Raw genomic sequence first — 20,007 nt, forward strand, 5'->3', positions numbered from 1 at the left:
TGGGGCGCCCCGTCGTCGTTCCGGTTCAGGACGAGGAGTCGCGCGCCCGCTGCGTGAACGTGCCCGCCGTCACGGCCGCGTACGAGCGGCGCACGATCTCCTCCAGGACGTCGAGGTCGTTCGTCGACAGGTCCTTGAGGTACACGCACACGAGGCTCGTGGTGTGCGGGCCGAGGCGATCCAGCAGTTCCTGGTGCGCGGCCGTCCCGTCGGGCAGGTAGACCGTCGACGCGGCCTTGCGCGGCGAGAACCCGGCCGCCCCCGCGTCGCCCTGGCGGCCGCTCGCGTACTCGTAGTGGTACTGGCCGAACCCGATGATCGACGGCCCCCACATCACGGGCGGTTCGCCCGTGACGCGCTGCATGAGCGCGATCAGCGTGTCCGCGTCGCGGCGGCGGACCATGTGGGTGACGGTCGCGAGGAAGGCGTCCACGTCGCCGTCGTGCGGGCGGGTCTTGTTGTCCGTGGCCATGTGCCAGTATCTCGCCGCTGGGCGCCGGTGGCACGCATGGCTCGTCGGCGAGACGCTGCTCGTTGTCGGGTTCCGTGTCCGATGACCGACAACGAGCAGCATCTCGCGAAGAGGGCTCGGGCCCGAGTCGCGATCGCGGTCGTCCGTCGGCGGAGCGCCGTGCGCCCCGGGACGGGCAGCTCAGTCGTCGCCGAGCACCTGCGCGAGCGTCTGCGCGCCCAGGTCGGCGAACGCCGGGTCGTCGTCCGAGTGAGCCGCGAACGCGGTGCCGATGACCAGTGCCCAGGCGCGGGCCCGCTCCCACGTCGCGTCATCGGTCCCGCAGCGGGCCGTCACGGTCTCACGGAAGATCCGGCGTCCCGCTGCGTCGAACGTGATCCAGGCGGTCGCGAGATCGGTGGCCGGGTCGCCGCTCGTCATGTCCCCGAAGTCGACCACGGCCCCCAGCCGGTGGTCGCCGGGCGCGAGCACGAGGTTCGCCGGGTGCAGGTCGCCGTGCAGCCACAGCGCGGGTCCGTCCCAGGCGGGGACCTCGACGAGGTGCGACCACAGGTCGAGGAGAGCTCCGCCGTCGGGCACGTGGCCCAGCAGGAGGCGCTCCCGGAGGGACGCGTCGCGAGCGGCCAGCGGGACGCCACGGAACGGGTTCACGGGCGCCTCGGGCGGGGCCGGGACGTGCAGGGCCGCGAGGAAGGCGGCGAGGTCGGGGGCGAACGCGCGGCGCAGGGCTCGGTCGACCGCGAGGGCGCTCAGCCCGTCGAACCACGGGACGACGCTCCACGACCAGGGGAACGACGCAGGACCCGTGGAATCGTCGCTGGGAAGCCCGACCCGCACCGGGGCCGGGACCGCGACCGGGAGGCGGGACGCGAGCACCGGAAGCCACTCCTGCTCGTGGCGCACGAGCTCCGCGGCGGCCTCGCGCCGGGGGACCCGGACCGCCAGGTCGTCGCCCAGGCGCAGCACGACGTTGTCCCAGCCGTTCGCGACCACGGTCAGGGGCAGGTCTGCCAGGTCGGGGTGCTGCGCGGCGAGCAGCGCGCGCACGAGGCCGGTCGTGACGTCGACCTCCGCGGGCGGCCGGAACGCCACTAGACCGGCACCTCGACCGTGCGCGCCGCGTCCCACGGCTCGGCCCAATCCAGCCGGTCCAGGAGCGCGTCGAGGATCGCTCCCGTGAATCCCCACACGAGGTGCTCCCGCCCCTCCGCGGACACCAGGAACGAGGGGCTCTTGTGCGTGTCCCGCCCACGGCGCACGACGGCGGTACGCCGGTTCGCGGGGTCCGTCAGGTCCGCGACGGGCACCCGGAAGACGTGCGCCGACTCGGCCGAGTCGACCACCGCTACGGGGGTGGGCCGCGCCCACCACCCGAGGACGGGCGTCACGAGATGGTTGCTCACGGGCAGCGGCAGCGGCGACAAGGACCCGAGCACCTCGACCCCGTCCCGGTCCAGCCCCGTCTCCTCGACGGCCTCGCGCAGGGCCGCGTCGACCAGGTCCGCGTCGGTGTCGTCGAGGCGGCCACCGGGGAACGAGACCTGCCCCGGGTGGTGGCTCAGCGTCGAGGCCCGGGCGAGCAGCAGCACGTCGAGGTCGGCCGCGACCGGGAGCGGCGCCGCACCCGGGCCGGACGTGGCACGGGACGCCGCGACGTCGTCGAGCACGCCGAACAAGACCAGGACCGCGGCCTGCCGCACGCGCGACTCGTCGAGCGTGCCGATCGCGTACCGCCACGGGCGCGGCCACGGTGCGCCGTCCTGGGCGAGGGCCGCGAGGTCGGCGCGGGCCGACCTCGCGGACGGGGAGACCGTCACCAGCCCGTGGGCAGCGGACGCCCCTCCTCGTACCCGGCGGCCGACTGGATGCCGACCACGGCGCGCTCGGCGAACGCGGCGAGCGAGTCCGCGCCCGCGTACGTGCACGAGCTGCGCAGTCCAGCGGTGATCTCGTCGATCAGGTCCTCGACGCCCGGACGGGCCGGGTCGAGGTACATGCGCGACGACGAGATGCCCTCCTCGTACAGCCCCTTGCGGGCCTGCTGGAACGGCGAGCCGCCTGCGGTGCGGGCCGCGACCGCGCGGGCCGAGGCCATGCCGAACGACTCCTTGTAGAGGCGCCCCGTGCCGTCGTCGTGCAGGTCGCCCGGGGACTCGTGCGTCCCGGCGAACCACGACCCGATCATGACCTGGGACGCGCCCGCCGCGAGGGCCAGGGCGACGTCGCGCGGGTGGCGCACGCCGCCGTCGGCCCACACGTGCTTGCCCAGCTCGCGTGCCGCCTCGGCGCACTCGAGGACCGCGGAGAACTGCGGGCGACCCACCGCCGTCATCATGCGCGTGGTGCACATGGCGCCCGGTCCGACGCCGACCTTGATGATGTCCGCGCCCGCGGCGACGAGGTCGCGCACGCCGTCGGCCGTCACGACGTTGCCCGCGACGATCGGGACCTGCGGGTCGAGCGAGCGCACGGCCTCGAGGGCCTGGAGCATCTTGACCTGGTGGCCGTGGGCCGTGTCGACCACGAGGACGTCGGCGCCCGCCGCGAGGAGCTCGGCAGCCTTGGCCTTGACATCGCCGTTGATGCCGACGGCCGCGGCGACGCGCAGCCGGCCTGCGCCGTCCAGGGCGGGGGAGTAGACGCTCGAGCGCAGCGCGCCACGACGCGTCAGGACGCCCACGAGCCGGCCGTCGCGCACGACCGGAGCGACCTTGCGGCGCGAGCGGTGCAGCTCGTCGAACGCGGCCTCGAGGCCGCCGGGGCCCGTGACCATGGCGGCCTCGACGACCTGCGGCTGGGCGGACATGACCTGGCGGACCTGCGTGAAACGGTCCACGCCCAGGCAGTCGGCCTCGGTGACGACGCCGACCGGGCGGTCGCCCTCGAGCACCACGGCCGCACCGTGCGACCGCTTGCCGATGAGCGTCAGGGCGGTGTGCACCGTGTCGGTGGGGGAGACCACGACCGGGGTCTCGATGACGGGGTCCTTGCTCTTGACGTCGGCGATCACGTCCGCGACGACGTCGGTCGGCACGTCCTGCGGGATCACGACGATCCCGCCGCGCCGCGCGACGGTCTCGGCCATGCGCCGGCCCGCGACCGCCGTCATGTTCGCCACGACGAGCGGGATCGTTGTGCCCGTGCCGTCGTCGGACGACAGGTCCACGTCGAAGCGCGACGTGATCTCGGAGCGGGACGGGACGAGGAACACGTCGCCGTAGGTCAGGTCTGTGGTGGGCCGCTGGCCCGGCAGGAAGCGCACCACAGCAGTCTACGGAGGGATGCGAGAGGGAGCGGGCGGATCGGGTGCCCAGCACGTGCAGACGTCGTGACCAGTCCTTTCCGGGCGCGAGCACCCTCCCTGACGGCCTAGAGTTGTCGGGCTAGTCGAATGGCAGGCGGAACGGAGCGGTTATGACCCTGTTGAGCAGCATCACGTCCCCGGAGGACCTCCGGCGACTGACCCCCCAGCAGGTGGAGACCCTCGCCGCGGAGATCCGCGAGTTCCTCGTCTCCGCCGTCTCCCGCACGGGCGGGCACCTCGGACCGAACCTCGGCGTCGTCGAGCTGACGCTCGCGATGCACCGGGTCTTCGACTCGCCCAAGGACTCGTTCGTGTTCGACACGGGCCACCAGTCGTACGTGCACAAGCTGCTCACGGGCCGCCAGGACTTCTCCGCGCTGCGCAAGCGCGACGGCATGTCCGGGTACCCGAGCCGCGCCGAGTCGCCCCACGACATCGTCGAGAACTCGCACGCGTCGACCGCGCTGAGCTGGGGCGACGGGATCGCCAAGGCCAACGTGGTGCGCGGCCTGCGGGACCGGCACGTCGTCTCGGTCATCGGCGACGGTGCGCTCACGGGCGGCATGGCCTGGGAGGCGCTCAACAACATCGCCGAGAGCCAGGACCGCCGCCTGGTCATCGTCGTCAACGACAACGGCCGCTCCTACTCGCCGACCATCGGCGGCATGGCGCACCACCTGTCGACCCTGCGCACCACGCGCGGCTACGAGAGCTTCCTCGACTGGGGCAAGCGCACGCTCTCGCGCTCGGGCGCCCCGGGACGCTTCGCGTACGAGTGGCTGCACGGGCTCAAGAAGGGCCTCAAGGACGTCGTCGCGCCCCAGGGCATGTTCGAGGACCTCGGCATCAAGTACATCGGCCCGGTCGACGGCCACGACATCGAGGCTCTCGAGCACGCGTTCGTGCGGGCCCGCGCCTACGGGGCGCCCGTGATCGTGCACGTCATCACGGAGAAGGGCCGCGGGTACACCCCGGCCGAGCAGGACGTCGCCGACCGCTTCCACGCGGTGGGCCAGATCCACCCCGAGACCGGGCTGCCCGTCGCGCCCTCGCGCTTCGGCTGGACCTCGGTCTTCGCCGACGAGATCGTCCGGATCGGGCACCGTCGCCCCGACGTCGTCGCGATCACCGCAGCCATGCTGCACCCCGTGGGCCTCGCGCCGTTCGCCGAGGCGTTCCCCGAGCGCACGTTCGACGTCGGCATCGCCGAGCAGCACGCCGCGACCTCGGCCGCGGGCATGGCCTTCGCGGGCCTGCACCCGGTCGTCGCGGTCTACGCGACGTTCCTCAACCGGGCGTTCGACCAGGTCCTCATGGACGTTGCCCTGCACAAGGCGGGCGTCACGTTCGTGCTCGACCGTGCGGGCATCACGGGCGAGGACGGCGCGAGCCACAACGGCATGTGGGACATGGCCATGCTGCGCATCGTGCCGGGCCTGCACCTGGCCGCTCCGCGCGACGAGCCGACGCTGCGCGACGCCCTGCGCCACGCGGTCGACATCGACGACGCGCCGTCGGTCGTGCGCTATCCCAAGGGGGCCGTCGTCGAGCCGATCCCCGCGATCGAGACGCTCGACGGTGTCGACGTCGTCGCCCGCCACGACGCCGTCCCGGCCACGAAGTCAAGGACTGCCGCCGTGGCCCGCAAGGTGCTCCTCGTGGGCGTCGGGTCCATGACCGGCACCGCGATGGCGGCGGGCGAGGCGCTCGCGGCCCACGGGCTCGACGTCACGGTCGTGTCGCCCACCTGGGTCCTGCCCATGCCGTCGGCGCTCGTGAAGCTCACGGGTGAGCACGACCTCGTGGTCACGATCGAGGACGGCCTGGCCGACGGCGGCGTGGGCTCGCTCCTGGCGCAGCGCTCGGTCGAGGCCGGGGTCACGGTCCCGGTCGTCCCCCTCGGTCTGCCGACGGTCTTCCTCGACCACATGTCGATCGACCAGGTCAAGGCCACGCACCGCCTCACGGCGCAGGACGTGACGCGCGACGCGCTGACGGCGCTCGCGCTGCTCTGACCCCGCTGGTCGGGGAGACGCACGAGGGGCGCGGACCGCACGGTCCGCGCCCCTCGTGCGTTCGCCGTGGCTCAGGCCAGCGTCGCCTCCGCGGCGCGCTCGACCACGGCGCGTAGGTCGCCCGAGCCCGCGAACCACGTCCGCTGACGCCCCGCGCCGCCGCCGTTCGACCACAGCCTCCCGAGCAGCTCGGTCACGGCGTCGAGGTCGCCCGCGTCGACGAGCGCCTCGCGCACGTGCGCGACGAGCTGACCCACGACGTCGTGCGCGGTCGCGGGCTTCCAGGTGAGGGGCGAGACGAGGTCGCCCGAGATCCCGGAGCGCCCGGCCCGCCAGGACGCGGTGCGCAGGAGCTCGGGGTGGAGCATGGGCGCGGAGGTGCCGGCGTCGGCCTCGCGCGCCGCGGTCTCGACGAGCCCGCGGGCCAGGGCCGCGAGGAGGGTCGCGGTGTCGGCGTCGAGGCACACGTCTGCGACGCGGATCTCGACGGTCGGGTAGGACGCGGACAGCCGGGCGTCGAAGTAGATCATCGCGGTGTCGAGGATCGTGCCCGTGGCGACGAGCGCGTCGACCGTGGCGCGGTACGCCTCGGGCGTGCCGAACGACGGGGCGGGGCCCGCCGTCGGCCACCGCGACCACACCTGGGAGCGGAAGCTCGCGTACCCGCTGTCCTCGCCCTGCCAGTAGGGCGAGTTGGCGCTCAGCGCGAGGAGCGGGGCGAGCCAGGGGCCGATCCGGTCGAGGACCGCGACTCCCTCGGCGTCCGAGGAGACCGCGACGTGCACGTGGCAGCCGCCCGTGAGCTGTTCGCGTGCCGTGAGCCCGAACGCGGCGCGCGCCTCGAGGTAGCGGAGCTTGCCGACCGTGGTGGGGGAGACGGGGACGGGCGAGGTGCCGAGCGCCACGATGCGCGCGTCGCGCTGCTCGGCGGCCTTGTTGGCTCGGATGCGCCCGTCGCGGATCTCCTGGGCGAGGTCGGACAGGTTCGCGCAGGGGTGCGTGCCGGTCTCGAGCTGCTCCTCCATGAGCTCGAGCTCGAGGTCGCCACCGGGCGCGTCGTCGGGCCGGTCAGGGCGTGAGCCGCCCGACGCCCCGAGCCCTCCCTCGGTGACCTCGGTGGTGCTGGACGACTCGATGACCTCGGTCGCGACGGCGGTGGGGATGCCGTCGGGCCCGACGAGGAGGAACTCCTCCTCGACTCCCATGGTTCGCATCGAGGCAGTCTCACACGCCCGGGGTGTGCTTCGCACGCAGGGGGACGTCCGGAGGGCGGCGTGAGGCGCCCACGGGGTAGCCCGACGGCGGGGCGCGGCTCGGCGGGCGGGGCGAGCGGTGAGGGGGCCGCCCCGTGCATAGGGGGGTCGAGGCGTGTCGGACAGCTCGCCGTGAGATGCCGCTCGCCGTCGGCCCGGACACCGGGTGGGGGCGGGCGGCATCTCGACGTCTCCGGCGGTTCCTGGTCGAGCCGACCGCCGCGTGGGTGCACGGGTGTGCGGACGCCCGTAAGGTGAGGTTTTTCGGCGAATAGGGGAACGCCGCGGACCGAGGGCTGTTCCGCAAGGGACTTTGGTCCCGAGCAAGGGGTCTAAAGACTCCCACGAAAAGGTCATGTGAAGACCGTCACAAGGTGGAATGAAGTCGCTTAGATGCATGTTGAAGGTCGTAGAAGGGTTGGAATTCCGCCGTTCTTCTGGCCTCGGGCATCATTTCGGCGCCGCGGCCTGTGAGCCAGGTGACAGCGCCTTTGCCACGCCGACACCCTCTGCGGGTCGTAGCCTGAAAGGGCGAAGGAGAACGGCAGGACGGCACGGATTTCCCGCGTCGACCAAGGTCTTTACCCCCGCCGCGCAGGCAGCGCGGTGTGGACGTCGAGGAGAGTGATATGACCAGCATTTCCGAGGCTCGCGGCACCACTGGCGGCCAGGACGACGCGACAGTCCCCGCATGGGCAGGCTTCACCGCAGGTCCCTGGCAGGACACGGTCGACGTGCGCGACTTCATCCAGCGCAACTACACCCCGTACGAGGGTGACGACTCCTTCCTCGCCGGACCGACGGAGCGCACGACCGGCATCTGGGCCAAGCTCTCCGAGATGTTCCCCGCCGAGCGCGAGAAGGGCATCTACGACGTCGACCCACACACGCCCGCCGGCATCACGGCGCACGCACCCGGGTACATCGACAAGGACTCCGAGGTCATCGTCGGCCTCCAGACCGACGCCCCGCTCAAGCGCGCGATCATGCCGAACGGCGGATGGCGCATGGTCGAGGGCGCGCTCGAGACCTACGGCTACCCGGTCGACCAGGAGCTCAAGAAGGTCTTCAGCGAGTACCGCAAGACCCACAACCAGGGCGTCTTCGACATCTACCCGCCGAACGTCCGCGCCGCGCGCAGCTCGCACATCATCACGGGCCTGCCCGACGCCTACGGCCGCGGCCGCATCATCGGTGACTACCGCCGCGTCGCGCTCTACGGCGTCGACCAGCTCGTCGCCGCCAAGAAGCTCGACAAGCTGGACCTCGACACCCAGCCGTTCAGCGAGAAGATCGTGCGCGAGCGCGAGGAGCACGCGGAGCAGATCCGTGCGCTCGGCGAGCTCAAGGCGATGGCCGCCTCGTACGGCTACGACATCTCGGGCCCGGCCACCAACGCCCGCGAGGCCGTCCAGTGGCTCTACTTCGGCTACCTCGCCGCGGTCAAGGAGCAGAACGGCGCCGCGATGTCGCTGGGCCGCACCTCGACCTTCCTCGACGTGTACCTCGAGCGCGACCTGGCCGCCGGTGTCATCACCGAGGAGCAGGCGCAGGAGATCATCGACGACTTCGTCATCAAGCTGCGGATCGTGCGCTTCCTGCGCACCCCGGAGTACGACTCCCTGTTCTCGGGCGACCCGACGTGGGTCACCGAGACCATCGGTGGCATGGGCGACGACGGTCGTCCGCTCGTCACGAAGAACTCGTTCCGCTTCCTGCAGACGCTGTACAACCTGGGCCCGGCCCCCGAGCCCAACATGACGGTCTTCTGGAGCCCGCGCCTGCCGCAGGGGTTCAAGGACTTCTGCGCCAAGGTCTCGATCGACACCTCGGCCGTCCAGTACGAGTCGGACGAGCAGATCCGTCCGGCCTGGGGTGACGACGCCGCGATCGCGTGCTGCGTCTCGCCCATGGCGGTCGGCAAGCAGATGCAGTTCTTCGGTGCCCGCGTGAACCTCGCCAAGACCCTCCTGTACGCCATCAACGGCGGCAAGGACGAGGTCACGGGCAAGCAGGTGTCCCCGGTCGTCGCCCCCGTGCCCGAGGGCCAGCCCCTCGACTACGACGACGTCCGCGCCCGCTTCGACAAGACGATGGACTGGCTCGCCGAGACCTACGTCGAGGCGCTCAACTGCATCCACTGGTCGCACGACAAGTACGCCTACGAGCGTCTCGAGATGGCCCTCCACGACAAGGAGGTCCTGCGGACCATGGCCTGCGGCATCGCGGGTCTCGCGGTCGCGGCGGACTCCCTGTCGGCCATCAGGTACGCCAAGGTCACGCCCGTGTTCGACGAGCGCGGCATCGTGGTCGACTACGTGACCGAGGGCGACTACCCGGCCTACGGCAACGACGACGACCGCGTCGACTCGATCGCGGTCGAGCTCGTCGAGTCGTTCATGGCGAAGATCCGTTCGCACAAGATGTACCGCGACGCCCTGCCGACGCAGTCCGTCCTGACCATCACGTCGAACGTCGTCTACGGCAAGGCCACGGGCAACACGCCTGACGGCCGCCGCGCGGGCGAGCCCTTCTCGCCGGGTGCCAACCCGATGAACGGGCGCGACACGCACGGCATGCTCGCCTCGGCCCTGTCGGTCGCGAAGCTGCCGTACAACGAGGCGCAGGACGGCATCTCGCTGACCAACACGGTCGTCCCGAGCGGCCTGGGCCGTACCCGGGACGAGCAGGTCGCGAACCTCGCGGGTCTGCTCGACGCGTCGGTCGGTGGCGACGGCTACCACATGAACGTCAACGTGCTGGTGAAGGAGACTCTCGAGGACGCCATGGAGCACCCCGAGAACTACCCGCAGCTCACCATCCGTGTCTCCGGGTACGCCGTGAACTTCGTGCGGCTCACCCGCGAGCAGCAGCTCGACGTCCTCTCGCGGACCTTCCACGGCGCTCTCTGAGCGCAGAACGGCGGAACCATCATGACGACTCTCTCGACGCCCGCAGCAGGCCAGGTGCCCGCGCGTGCCGCCGCCCGCTACGGGGTCGACGGGGTCGCCTCGGCTCCGCTGCCGTGGCGGACCTCTGGTGACGGCCTGGGTCACGACAGCGACCTGGACGCACCGGAGGCCCCCCGCCGCCGGACGGGGGCCGGCGTCTCGGGCCTTTCGACGGCCGAGGACCTCGACCGGCACGACAAGCTCGCGATGATGCGCTCGGGCGAGCTCGGCTCCGTGCACTCCTGGGAGCTCGTGACCGCGGTGGACGGCCCGGGCACGCGCCTGACGGTCTTCCTCAACGGGTGCCCGTTGCGGTGCCTGTACTGCCACAACCCCGACACCCTGCAGATGAAGGACGGGGAGCCGGTCACGGCCGACGAGCTCCTGGCTCGCATCAAGCGGTACCTGCCGGTCTTCCGCGCCACCAAGGGCGGGCTGACCCTCTCGGGCGGCGAGGTGCTCATGCAGCCCGCGTTCGCCGCCCGCATCCTGCGGGGTGCCAAGGAGATGGGCGTGCACACCACGCTCGACACCTCGGGCTTCCTCGGGGCGAACCTGAGCGACGAGATGCTCGCGGACACCGACCTGTTGCTCCTCGACGTCAAGTCGGGTGACGCCGCGACGTACGAGAAGGTCACGGGCCGCGCCCTGGAGCCGACCCTGAAGTTCGGCCGGCGTCTGGCCGAGTCGGGCCTGCCCGGCGGTGTCACGGCAGAGCGCCCCGTGGAGGTCTGGGTCCGGTACGTGCTGGTCCCGGGCCTGACCGACCAGGCCGAGCACGTCGACGTCGTCGCGGACTACGCCGCCTCGCTCAACGAGATCCGGCCCGGCACGGTCACCCGGGTCGAGGTCCTGCCCTTCCACCAGATGGGCCGGGACAAGTGGGAGACGCTCGGGCGCGAGTACGAGCTCACCGACACCCCCGCGCCCGACGTCGAGCTGGTCGATCGTGTGCGCGACCAGTTCCGCGCGAAGGGCCTCACGGTCTACTGACCGGCCGCCCGACCCTGAGCGACGAGCCGCGGCCCCCGGATCCTGTGATCGGGGGGCCGCTCCTCATTCCCCGGTGAGCACGGAGGCCAACCACGGGCCCAGCACCGGCAGCACCGCGTCCGGCTGCATGGCCCGGGTGTGGTCCAGGCCGTCGAGCAGGCGCACGTCCCAGCCCGCGGCCCGCAGCTCGTCGGCGCGGGCGGCCAGTGCGCCGCCGATGCTCACGTGCACCCCGCCCCACCTCTCGCCGTACTCGATCTCGTCGGCCGTCCCCGCGAACGCGAGGCGTGGGCAGGTCACCGTGGTCAGCGCTGCCCGGTCGTCGAAACCCTCGAGCGCCTCGTACAGCGTCACGAACTGGCGCGTCTGACCCTCGCCGAGCGTCATGTCGAACGCGTCCCAGTCGAAGCCCTCCGGGTCCTGGGCCGCGGTCGTCGCCTCGTCCGTCGCCTGCGCACGCTCCTCGTGCTCGACGACGTCGCTCGCCTCGCGCGGCGCCGTCGGGCCGTCTCTGGGCTCGCCCGGGGCCTCGGCCGTCATGGCGTGCGTCGCGCGCGTGACCGCGAGCATGCCCGCGTACGGCCCGCCCCGCGGAGGGAAGCCGCCCATGACGAGCGCGCTCAGGCGCGTCGTGCGCAGCGCGAGCTGGAGGCCGCTCAGCGCGAGCCACGAGTACCCGTAGTACGCGAAGGTCTCGGCGCCTGCGGCGTCGGCCATCGCGAGCAGGTCGGCCGCGACGTTCTCTGGGGTCAGCGTGTCCGGGGCCGGGTGAGCCATGCGGTGACCCTCGTAGTCGGCCGCGACCACGCGGAACGTGGGGGAGAGGGCGTCGACCAGGGTCCGGCCGAGCGCGGGGTCGACGCCCCACGTCCGGAGCTCGTCGGCCTGCGGCCCCGTGGCCGGGACCGGGTTGACCGGGAGCAGGACGGCGGGGCCCGTCCCCGTGACCTCGACGCGGATCGTGCCGCCGTCGTGGAGGGTCGCTGTGGTGTGGTGCGTGACCGGGGAACCGTTCGACGTCATGCGAGCCACGCTATCGCGCACCCCTGGGCGGGCACCGAGCCCGAAATGCCTGGATCCCCGCGCCCGGATGACGGAGGATCGAGGAACACCCCATCGACCCCGAGGAGAACCCGTGCCTTCTTCCCCCGCTGCACAGTCGACCACCGAGCCGTCGACCCCCGTCGCACGGCTCGTGCGCAGCCCCCGTCTGTCCGACGTCGCCGAGTACGCCTACGCGACCGTCGTCCCGTCCGGCGCCCGTCTCGTCCACGCCGCAGGCGCGTGCCCGCTCGACGCCGACGGAGCGACCGTGGGCGTCGGGGACGTGCGGGCCCAGGCCGCGCAGAGCATGGCCAACCTGCGGGTCTCGCTCGAGGACGCGGGCGCGACCTTCGCAGACCTCGTCAAGACGACCGTGTACGTCGCCTCGACGTCGCAGGACGACCTCGTGGCTGCGTGGGAGGTCGTGCGCGACGCGCTGGCCCCGCACGACCCGCCGAGCACGCTGCTCGGCGTCGCCGCGCTCGGGTACGACGACCAGCTCGTCGAGGTCGAGGCGGTCGCGGCGATCCGCTGACCCCGCCACGCGAGGGCGCCCGGGCATACCGTGGGAGGCATGGACCTCCCACCTCAGACACCCCTGACCCCGCTGACAGAGGACTGGACCCGGGCGCTCGCGGTCGTGGCCCACCCGGACGACATGGAGTTCGGTGCGGCCGCGGCCGTCGCGCGCTGGACCAGGCAGGGCAAGACCGTGGTCTACGCCATGGTCACGAGCGGCGAGGCCGGGATCGACGGCCTCGCGCCTGCCGAGGCGCGCGCCGTGCGCGAGGCCGAGCAGGTCGCGTCGGCCGCGATCGTGGGCGTGGACGAGGTCGAGTTCCTCGGCCTGCCCGACGGCGTGCTCGAGTACGGGCTGCCGCTGCGGTCGGCCGTCACGGCGGCGATCAGGCGTCACCGCCCCGAGGTCGTCATCACGGGCAACTACCGCGAGACGTTCCCGGGCGGGATGCTCAACCAGGCCGACCACATCGCGACCGGCCGTGCCGTCGTCGATGCCGTGCGCGACGCGGGCAACCGCTGGGTCTTCCACGACCAGGTCGAGGCGGGCCTGGAGCCGTGGGGCGGCGTGCGGCAGGTCTGGGTCGCCGGCTCACCGGACGCGGCCTACGGCGTCGACGTGACGGGGACGTTCGACGCGGGCGTGGCGTCGCTCACGGCCCATGCCGCCTACATCGCCGGCCTCGGGTGGGAGCACTTCGACCCGGCGGAGTTCCTCGCGACCATGTCCCGGGCGGGCGGCGCTCGCATGGACGTCGAGCACGCCACCGCGTTCGAGGTGCTCCGCATGGGCTGGGAGGACTAGCGCAGCGGCGGCACCCCTGGCTGGTCGCGGGCCGTTTCGACAGGAGCGCCGCGGCCATCTGCCCTACCGTGTGGGAGGGGTACCCGCCCCGAGCCCGTCACGGGAAGGGGCAGTGCGATGAGTGATGTTGCGCAGGTCAGGAGCCGGACGGGCGGGGTCCTCGCGGCCACGTGCATCTCCACGCTGGTGGTCAACGCGAACACGTCGGCGGTCAGCATCCTGCTCCCGGCGATCTCCGAGGACACCGGGACGTCCGTGACCACGCTGCAGTGGGCCGTGACGGGCTACTCGCTCGTCGGGGCGGCTGTCATCGTCACCTCGGGCTCGTTGGGCGACGTCTTCGGTCGTCGTCGGGTGTTCCAGCTCGGCCTGCTGCTGTTCGTCGTGTCGTGCGTGATGATCGCGCTGGCCGGGTCCGGGGGCATGGTCATCGCCGGTCGCGTGATCCAGGGCGCGGCGGGGGCGACGATCCTCGCGTGCGGCCTCAGTCTCCTGTCGGTCGCGAACTCGGGCGATGCACAGCTCCGCGCCGTCTCCCTGTGGGGCGCCGCGGCGGCCGTGGGGGCCGCGGCCGGTCCGCTGGTCGGCGGCGTGCTCGTCGACGTCACGGGGTGGCAGGGGCTGTTCTGGATCGACGCGGGGATCGCGGTCCTGTGCATGGTCCTGACGGTGCTGACGGTCGCCGAGTCGAGGGACCCCGACCGGCCGAGGACGATCGACTACGCGGGCACCGTGCTCATCGCGCTGACGCTGACCCCGCTCATCCTGGGCGTGACCAAGAGCGGCGACTGGGGCTGGTTCTCGGTGGCCACGCTGGGGTGCTTCGCGATCTCTGTCGGGGCGGCCGTCGCGTTCGTCGTCGTCGAGGGGCGGGTGGCCGTCCCGCTCGTGGACCTCGCCCTGCTGCGCAACCGCGTCCTCGTGGGTTCGACCATCGCGATCCTCATCGGGGCGGGCACGATCAACGGCCTGATGTACCTCCTGAGCCTGTACTTCCAGGACCCCGCCACCCTGGGCTTCAGCCCGCTCCAGGCGGGGCTCGCGACGCTCCCGGCGACCGTGGGACTCGTGGTGATCGCCCCGCTCGTGCCGCGGCTCGCGGCGAAGATCGGCGGTCGGCAGACGATCGGGCTCGGTTTCGCCCTGACCACGGCCGGCTTCGTGGTCGTGGGCCTCGTGAACGAGACCTGGGTGTACAGCGCGTTCCTGCTGCCGTTGGTCGCGATCGCGGTCGGCATGGGCCTCTCCAACGGCCCTGCGTCGGCGGCGGCCACGGCCGCGGTGCCGGAGAACCAGGTCGGCGGGGCCTCGGGGATCTCCAACATGGCCCGGTACGTCGGCGCCGCGGTCGCGACGGCGCTGGCCGCCACCATCTACGGCAACGTGATCGCGACCCGGACGGCTGCCGGGGCCGCGCAGGGCGACGCCCTGGCCTCGGGGCTGGCGGCCGCCGCCTGGATGATGGCGATCTTCAGCTTCCTCGGCGTGCTCATGGCGGTCGTGATCGGCCGCCACCGTGCCACGAAGGGGACGCTCGACGACGCCGCCGCGGCGGCAGCCGCGGTCTCCTTCACGCTGCCGACCTCGGCGACAGCAGGACGAACCGGCTCAGACCGGGACTGAGCACCCTCTCCCCGGTCGGTGCGGTTCACCCGATCTGGATGACGTGCTCCCGGTTCCTCGGGCGGCACACTCGAACCAAGGCCTGACCGACGACGTCGACGGAGGCAGTGATGACCACGCAAGCACCCCCGCAGGACGCGCGATGAGCGCCGCCGACATCCCCGCCGACATCCCCGCCGACGTCCCTGTCGACGGCACGACGGCGGTCCCGGCCGCCCGCACGCGCGCGACGAACACCCAGTGGATCTCCTGGGTCGCGCTGGCGATGATGACGACGAGCTCGGTCGCGAGCCTGCGCGCCGCGCCGACGATGGCCGTCTACGGCCTCGCCTGCGTGTTCCTCTACCTGCTGCCCGCGGTCGTCTTCCTGCTGCCGACGTCGCTGGTGTCGGCGGAGCTCGCCTCCGGGTGGACGGGCGGGATCTACAAGTGGGTCTCCGAGGGCATCTCGAAGCCCATGGGCTTCCTCGCGGTGTGGTGCCAGTTCGCCATGACGATCTTCTACTACCCGAGCCTGCTCGGGTTCGTCGCGAGCACGCTCGCGTACGTCATCAACCCCGCGCTCGCCAGCAGCGGGGTCTGGACGGCGGCCGTGATCATCGTCGTCTACTGGTCCGGCGTCTGGGTCTCCTCGCGCGGCACCAAGGGCGTCGCCGGCCTCGCGAGCGGTGGGCTCATCATCGGGACCCTGATCCCCGGTGTCGTGCTCGTGACCCTCGGCGTCGTGTTCCTCGGTCAGGGGAACGAGTCCGCGGCGCCCATGACGGCCGACAACCTGCTGCCGGCCTGGGCCGGGCTCTCGAGCCTCGTCCTCATCGTCAACAACTTCCTGTCCTACTCCGGCATGGAGATGAACGCGGTCCACGTGTCGTCGCTGAAGAACCCCGGGAAGCAGTTCCCGAAGTCGATGTTCCTCGCGATGGGCATGGTGCTGGCGATCTTCATCCTTCCTGCGCTGGCCATCAGCTGGATCGTGCCCGCCGAGGAGCTCTCGCTCACGGCCGGCGTGATGCAGGCCTTCGACGCGGTGTTCGCCAACTTCGGGTGGCAGTGGCTGACGCCCATCGTGGGCATCATGCTCGTCACGGCCTCGCTCGGTGGCATGCTCACGTGGCTGGCCGGTCCGTCCAAGGGCCTGCTGCTCATCTCCCGCCAGGAGGGGTACCTCCCACCGTTCCTGCAGCGGCTCAACAAGAACGGCGTCCAGCAGAACATCCTGGTCGTCCAGGGCATCGTGACTACGGTGATCGGCCTCGCCTACGCGCTGATCCCCGACGTCTCGAGCGCCTACTGGATCTTCTCCGTCATCACGACGCAGGTGTACCTGATCATGTATCTGCTGATGTTCGTGGCCGCGATCAACCTGCGCCGTCGTCAGCCCGACCACCCGCGCGGCTTCCGGGCCCCGATGCTCGTGAGCATGTGCGGGGTGGGCTTCGCAGCCTCGCTGGCCGCGCTGCTGGTCGGGTTCGTCCCGCCGTCGCAGTTCTCCTCCGGTAGCCCGCTGGTCTACTTCCTCATCGTGGGCGGCGGGGCCCTGGGGCTGGGCCTGTTCGTGCCGTTCCTGTTCTACCGGTTCCGCAAGCCGACCTGGAAGCAGGCCGAGTCGACGGAGGTGGCCTCGTGAGCACGTCAGCGGAGAACCAGCCGCGGCACGAGCGTCGGTGGATCTACATCGGCGCGTGCGTGATCCTCGTCGCGATGGGCGTGTGGGGGATCCTCGCCTTCACCACCGTCAGGGAGTCGGCTCGTGCGTCGGAGAAGGCGGACGAGCTGATCGCGGCGATCGAGGACGCGGGGGTGCGCACGCCCGACAAGGACCAGGTCGTGCGCGTCCTCGGCGACGACGGCGGCGCGACGTGCGCCAACCCCAACGAGGCGCTCAGCCGGGCGACCCTGCTCGCGCAGCTCGCGAACGGCGCCACGGGCCCGGGCGCCCGGCCGGTCATCGCGGACAGCCGTGTGGTCCAGGGGCAGCTGCTCATCATCGAGGTCTACTGCCCCGAGGAGCTGGACGAGTTCCAGGCGTTCGTCGACGACCTCAAGACCGCCGACGTGGCGGGTTGAGGCGGTGACCGCCATGGCGGTCACGTTCGACGCCTAGTCCTCCTCAGCCACCCCGTAGCAACCTGAGCTCGACTCGCCCAGCACCACGAGAGCCGTGTCGAAGGTGTGCTCCGTCGCGGGGTTCCAGCCGTCGGACTCGGACAGCGAGTCGAACCAGGGGTCGGTGGAAGGAGCCGCGTCGTCGGGAGCGTGCCCGAGCGCCGAGCCGCCGAAGTGCCGGAGGACCTCCTTCGAGGGTGTGCGCAGTTGGTCGCGTACCGGGCCCCGCGCTCACGGGAGCGCGAACTCCGGCCCGGTCGGTTCGCCCGGGGTCGGCGACACCCGCAGCGGAGAGCCGACGGCCGTCCTGCTCGACGTCGGGCGGCACGCGTCGCCTGACCGGCGGGATGCCGTCACACGTCGGCGCCGCCGTCGCCCCACGGCACGTCGACGGGCGCGTCCTGCACGTCGTGGTCCAGCACTTCGCGGTCTGCCACGATCCCCTGGGCGACCGTCGCCTCGGCGCCACCCGCCGCGACCGGCTCCCCGCCGAGCCACCGTGCCTGCTCGGCCGCGACGATCGTCTGCGCGAGCCGGGCCTCCGACACGTCGACCGCGCCGGGCAGCGCGTCGGCCAGGACGCTGCGCCGCGCGTAGGCGTCGAACAGCCGGGCCTTGGTCCCGAGGATCTCGACCATGCGCTCGTCGACCGTGTCGGCGACGAGCAGCCGGTGGACCTGCACGGTGCGCACCTGGCCCATGCGATGGGCGCGTGCGACGGCCTGCGCCTCGGTCGTGGGCTTGACCTGCGGCTCGCACAGGATGACGACGGACGCCGCCTGGAGGTTGACGCCGACCCCGCCCACGTCGATCTGGCTCACCAGCGCCCGGGGCACGGGCGAGGTCGTGAAGTCGTCGAGGATCGTCTGGCGGGCGCTCGCCCCCACGGACCCCGTGAGCGGTCCGGCGGCGAGGTCGCCCAGCGCGCGCACCACGAGGTCGACGACGTCGCGGAAGTACGTGAACACCACGACCTTGCGGCCGTTCCCCGTGGCCTCCTCGACGAGCTCGACGAGCCGGCGCACCTTGGCCGAGTCCTCGGGGTGCTCGACGGCGTACGCGGCCCGGCGCATGGCCATGAAGCTGCCCTCGCGCACTGCGGCGCGGTAGGCGGCGCCGTCGGCCGGGCCGAACGACTCCCACTCCTCGACCTGGACGAGCTCGGGCAGCTCCTCGAGCACGTCCTCCTGGTTGCGCCGGAGGTACACGGGGGCCACGGCGAGCCGGAACCGCTCGGCGCCCGCGGCGCCGTGCGCGGCGCTGACCTGCTCGGCGACCTCGGGCTGGAGGTAGGCGACGAGGCGTCGGAACTCCTCGACGCGGTTCTCCATCACCGTGCCGGTCAGGAACAGCACGTGCTCGGTGCGCCCGGCCCAGGCGGCCACGGCCTGGGACCTCTTGGCCTCGGGGTTCTTGACGTAGTGCGCCTCGTCGACCACGAGCATCGCGGGTGTGGGCAGGTCGAGCGGCAGGAGCCCGACCTGCTCGAACGTCGTCACGGCCACGCCGCCCTCGCGCGCCCACTGCGCGGCCTCCTCGGCACGCTCGGGGCCGTGGACGTCGAGCGAGCGCAGCGTGCTGTGCCGCGCGACCTCGCGCACCCAGCTCGTCATGACGCTCGCGGGGCACACCACGAGGAAGTGCGTCGCGCCGCCCGCGGCGAGGTGCGCCATCGCGGCGATGGCCTGGACGGTCTTGCCGAGGCCCATCTCGTCGCCCAGGATCGTGCGCCGCTGCGCCAGGGCGTAGCGCGCCCCGAACACCTGGTACCCGCGCAGCGAGGCGGTCAGGAGGGACTGGTCGAGCGGCTGGTCGTCCACACGGGCCAGGAGCTCGGGCGGCAGGTGGCCCTCGGTGGCCTGGAGGTCGCGCCCGATGTCCACGACGTCGTCGAGCAGCGCGTAGTACGTCGCCGAGCGTGCCCGGAAGTCGGTCCACGCCTCGAAGGCGTCGACAGGCTCGGTGTCGAGGGCGCCGACCCGCCCTGCGGCCGCGACGGCCCCGGACCGCTCGGCGTCGGCGACCAGCCGTGCGAGGTCGCGCACGGCGTCCGCTGCCCGACGGCGCCGCGCGGGCAGCGAGAAGAACGTCCGGACCGCGCGGGTCGCCTCCTGGGCCGCGACCCGGTGCTCCGTGTGCCCCTCGAGGAACGTGACGACCACCTGTCGGTGCACCGCGGCGGCCGTGCGCGCCGCGTCGAGCCCTGCGAGGGCCTGGACGAGGCCGGTCGTGAACGGGTCGCCCGGGGCGTCGTCGATGCGGAACCGCAGGGTCTCCTGGACGGCGTGGGCGATCTGCGCCGCGGCCGCGAGGCAGTGCGTCGCGGTCTGCGGCCCGATCCCGGGCAGCTGTTCGAGCCCGGCGGGTCCTGCACGCAGCACGTCCCCGACGGTCGTGATGCCGCCGTCGACCAGGCGGCCCACGCGCAGCCGCTCACCGCTGACCTCGCGCAGGCGCTCGACCCCGATCGCCGAGAGCTCGCCCAGGACCTTGTCCTCCTGGCTCGACCCGAACGCGGTGCGCACGTGCTCGCGGAACCGGGCAGGTGCGCCGGCGAGGCCCGAGAGCAGCGCGGCGACCTCGTCGGCCCGGGCGACGACCTCACGCGCGTGCTCGGTCGTGGGGCGGGGAACGTCGAGCGCGGTCATCGGGCGGGCACTCCTGGGGGACGTCGGTGGGGGAGCACGGACTCTGGAGGAGGACCGGCGGCCGCGATGCCAGGATCGACGGCCTCGTGACGCTATCACCGGCGAGAGCTGCCAGTCCCGAGGACACCTTCGCCACCCGCCGAACCCCAGGGGGGGGGGGGGGGGGGGGGGGGGGGGCGCCCCCCGGCGGGGGGGGGGGGGGGGGCGGGGGGGGGGGGGCCCCCGCGGGGCGGGGGGGGGGGCGCCCCCGGGGCGCGGGGGGCGGCGCCCCCCC

Annotated in this window: 15 protein-coding genes; 8 read left to right on the forward strand and 7 right to left on the reverse strand. The window is 72.5% G+C overall.

The window, feature by feature from the left end:
* Positions 1-25 precede the first annotated feature (25 nt).
* The 4 genes from WFH32_RS18520 to WFH32_RS18535 all read right to left on the reverse strand — a co-directional run bounded on the left by WFH32_RS18520 (position 26) and on the right by WFH32_RS18535 (position 3,734).
* Complete coding sequence (locus WFH32_RS18520; RefSeq protein WP_336708756.1) at positions 26-472, reverse strand: DUF1801 domain-containing protein; 447 nt, start codon at positions 470-472, stop codon at positions 26-28.
* Positions 473-652: 180 nt separating this feature from the next.
* Positions 653-1,564 carry an aminoglycoside phosphotransferase family protein gene (locus WFH32_RS18525; RefSeq protein WP_336708757.1) on the reverse strand — a complete coding sequence of 304 codons (912 nt, stop codon included), beginning with the start codon at positions 1,562-1,564 and terminating at the stop codon, positions 653-655.
* Positions 1,564-2,289: an NUDIX hydrolase gene (locus WFH32_RS18530; protein ID WP_336708758.1), complete on the reverse strand. Its 726-nt coding sequence runs from the start codon at positions 2,287-2,289 to the stop codon at positions 1,564-1,566. The genes WFH32_RS18525 and WFH32_RS18530 overlap by 1 nt, the downstream gene beginning before the upstream one ends.
* Entirely contained in the window at positions 2,286-3,734 is a 1,449-nt protein-coding gene (locus WFH32_RS18535; RefSeq protein WP_336708760.1) for a GuaB1 family IMP dehydrogenase-related protein, read from the reverse strand. The genes WFH32_RS18530 and WFH32_RS18535 overlap by 4 nt, the downstream gene beginning before the upstream one ends.
* A gap of 152 nt (positions 3,735-3,886) precedes the next feature.
* Here WFH32_RS18535 and dxs point away from each other — a divergent pair, with 152 nt between their 5' ends.
* Positions 3,887-5,791, forward strand: coding sequence for a 1-deoxy-D-xylulose-5-phosphate synthase (dxs, locus tag WFH32_RS18540; RefSeq protein ID WP_336708762.1), 1,905 nt, complete (start codon positions 3,887-3,889; stop codon positions 5,789-5,791).
* 71 nt (positions 5,792-5,862) lie between these two features.
* On the opposite strand, the gene WFH32_RS18545 is transcribed toward dxs, so the two are convergent.
* Positions 5,863-7,005, reverse strand: coding sequence for a carboxylate-amine ligase (locus WFH32_RS18545; protein ID WP_225227744.1), 1,143 nt, complete (start codon positions 7,003-7,005; stop codon positions 5,863-5,865).
* 668 nt (positions 7,006-7,673) lie between these two features.
* Here WFH32_RS18545 and pflB point away from each other — a divergent pair.
* Both pflB and pflA read left to right on the forward strand, forming a co-directional pair.
* Positions 7,674-9,956 (forward strand): formate C-acetyltransferase, encoded by a 2,283-nt coding sequence (gene pflB, locus WFH32_RS18550; protein ID WP_191795247.1) that lies wholly within the window; start codon positions 7,674-7,676, stop codon positions 9,954-9,956.
* A gap of 21 nt (positions 9,957-9,977) precedes the next feature.
* Positions 9,978-10,988 (forward strand): pyruvate formate-lyase-activating protein, encoded by a 1,011-nt coding sequence (gene pflA / locus WFH32_RS18555; RefSeq protein WP_336708763.1) that lies wholly within the window; start codon positions 9,978-9,980, stop codon positions 10,986-10,988.
* A 63-nt stretch (positions 10,989-11,051) separates the two neighbouring features.
* On the opposite strand, the gene WFH32_RS18560 is transcribed toward pflA, so the two are convergent.
* Complete coding sequence (locus WFH32_RS18560; RefSeq protein ID WP_336708765.1) at positions 11,052-12,011, reverse strand: alpha/beta fold hydrolase; 960 nt, start codon at positions 12,009-12,011, stop codon at positions 11,052-11,054.
* Between the two features lie 112 nt (positions 12,012-12,123).
* Here WFH32_RS18560 and WFH32_RS18565 point away from each other — a divergent pair, with 112 nt between their 5' ends.
* From WFH32_RS18565 to WFH32_RS18585, 5 genes are all read left to right on the forward strand, one after another.
* A complete protein-coding gene (locus WFH32_RS18565) occupies positions 12,124-12,567 on the forward strand; it encodes a RidA family protein (RefSeq protein WP_318243986.1) in 444 nt (147 codons plus the stop codon).
* A 39-nt stretch (positions 12,568-12,606) separates the two neighbouring features.
* Complete coding sequence (locus WFH32_RS18570) at positions 12,607-13,356, forward strand: PIG-L deacetylase family protein (RefSeq protein ID WP_336708767.1); 750 nt, start codon at positions 12,607-12,609, stop codon at positions 13,354-13,356.
* A gap of 117 nt (positions 13,357-13,473) precedes the next feature.
* Entirely contained in the window at positions 13,474-14,979 is a 1,506-nt protein-coding gene (locus WFH32_RS18575; RefSeq protein WP_336708769.1) for an MFS transporter, read from the forward strand.
* A 142-nt stretch (positions 14,980-15,121) separates the two neighbouring features.
* Positions 15,122-16,606: an APC family permease gene (locus WFH32_RS18580; protein WP_336708770.1), complete on the forward strand. Its 1,485-nt coding sequence runs from the start codon at positions 15,122-15,124 to the stop codon at positions 16,604-16,606.
* On the forward strand, positions 16,603-17,046 hold the full coding sequence (locus WFH32_RS18585) for a hypothetical protein (RefSeq protein WP_336708772.1): 444 nt from the start codon (positions 16,603-16,605) through the stop codon (positions 17,044-17,046). The genes WFH32_RS18580 and WFH32_RS18585 overlap by 4 nt, the downstream gene beginning before the upstream one ends.
* Before the next feature lie 392 nt (positions 17,047-17,438).
* Here the strand turns inward: WFH32_RS18585 and WFH32_RS18590 are convergent, their stop codons facing one another.
* Entirely contained in the window at positions 17,439-19,733 is a 2,295-nt protein-coding gene (locus tag WFH32_RS18590) for a DEAD/DEAH box helicase (RefSeq protein WP_336708773.1), read from the reverse strand.
* Between the last annotated feature and the right edge of the window lie 274 nt (positions 19,734-20,007).

This window comes from Oerskovia sp. USHLN155 (genome assembly GCF_037145535.1).
Classification (GTDB): domain Bacteria; phylum Actinomycetota; class Actinomycetes; order Actinomycetales; family Cellulomonadaceae; genus Oerskovia; species Oerskovia rustica.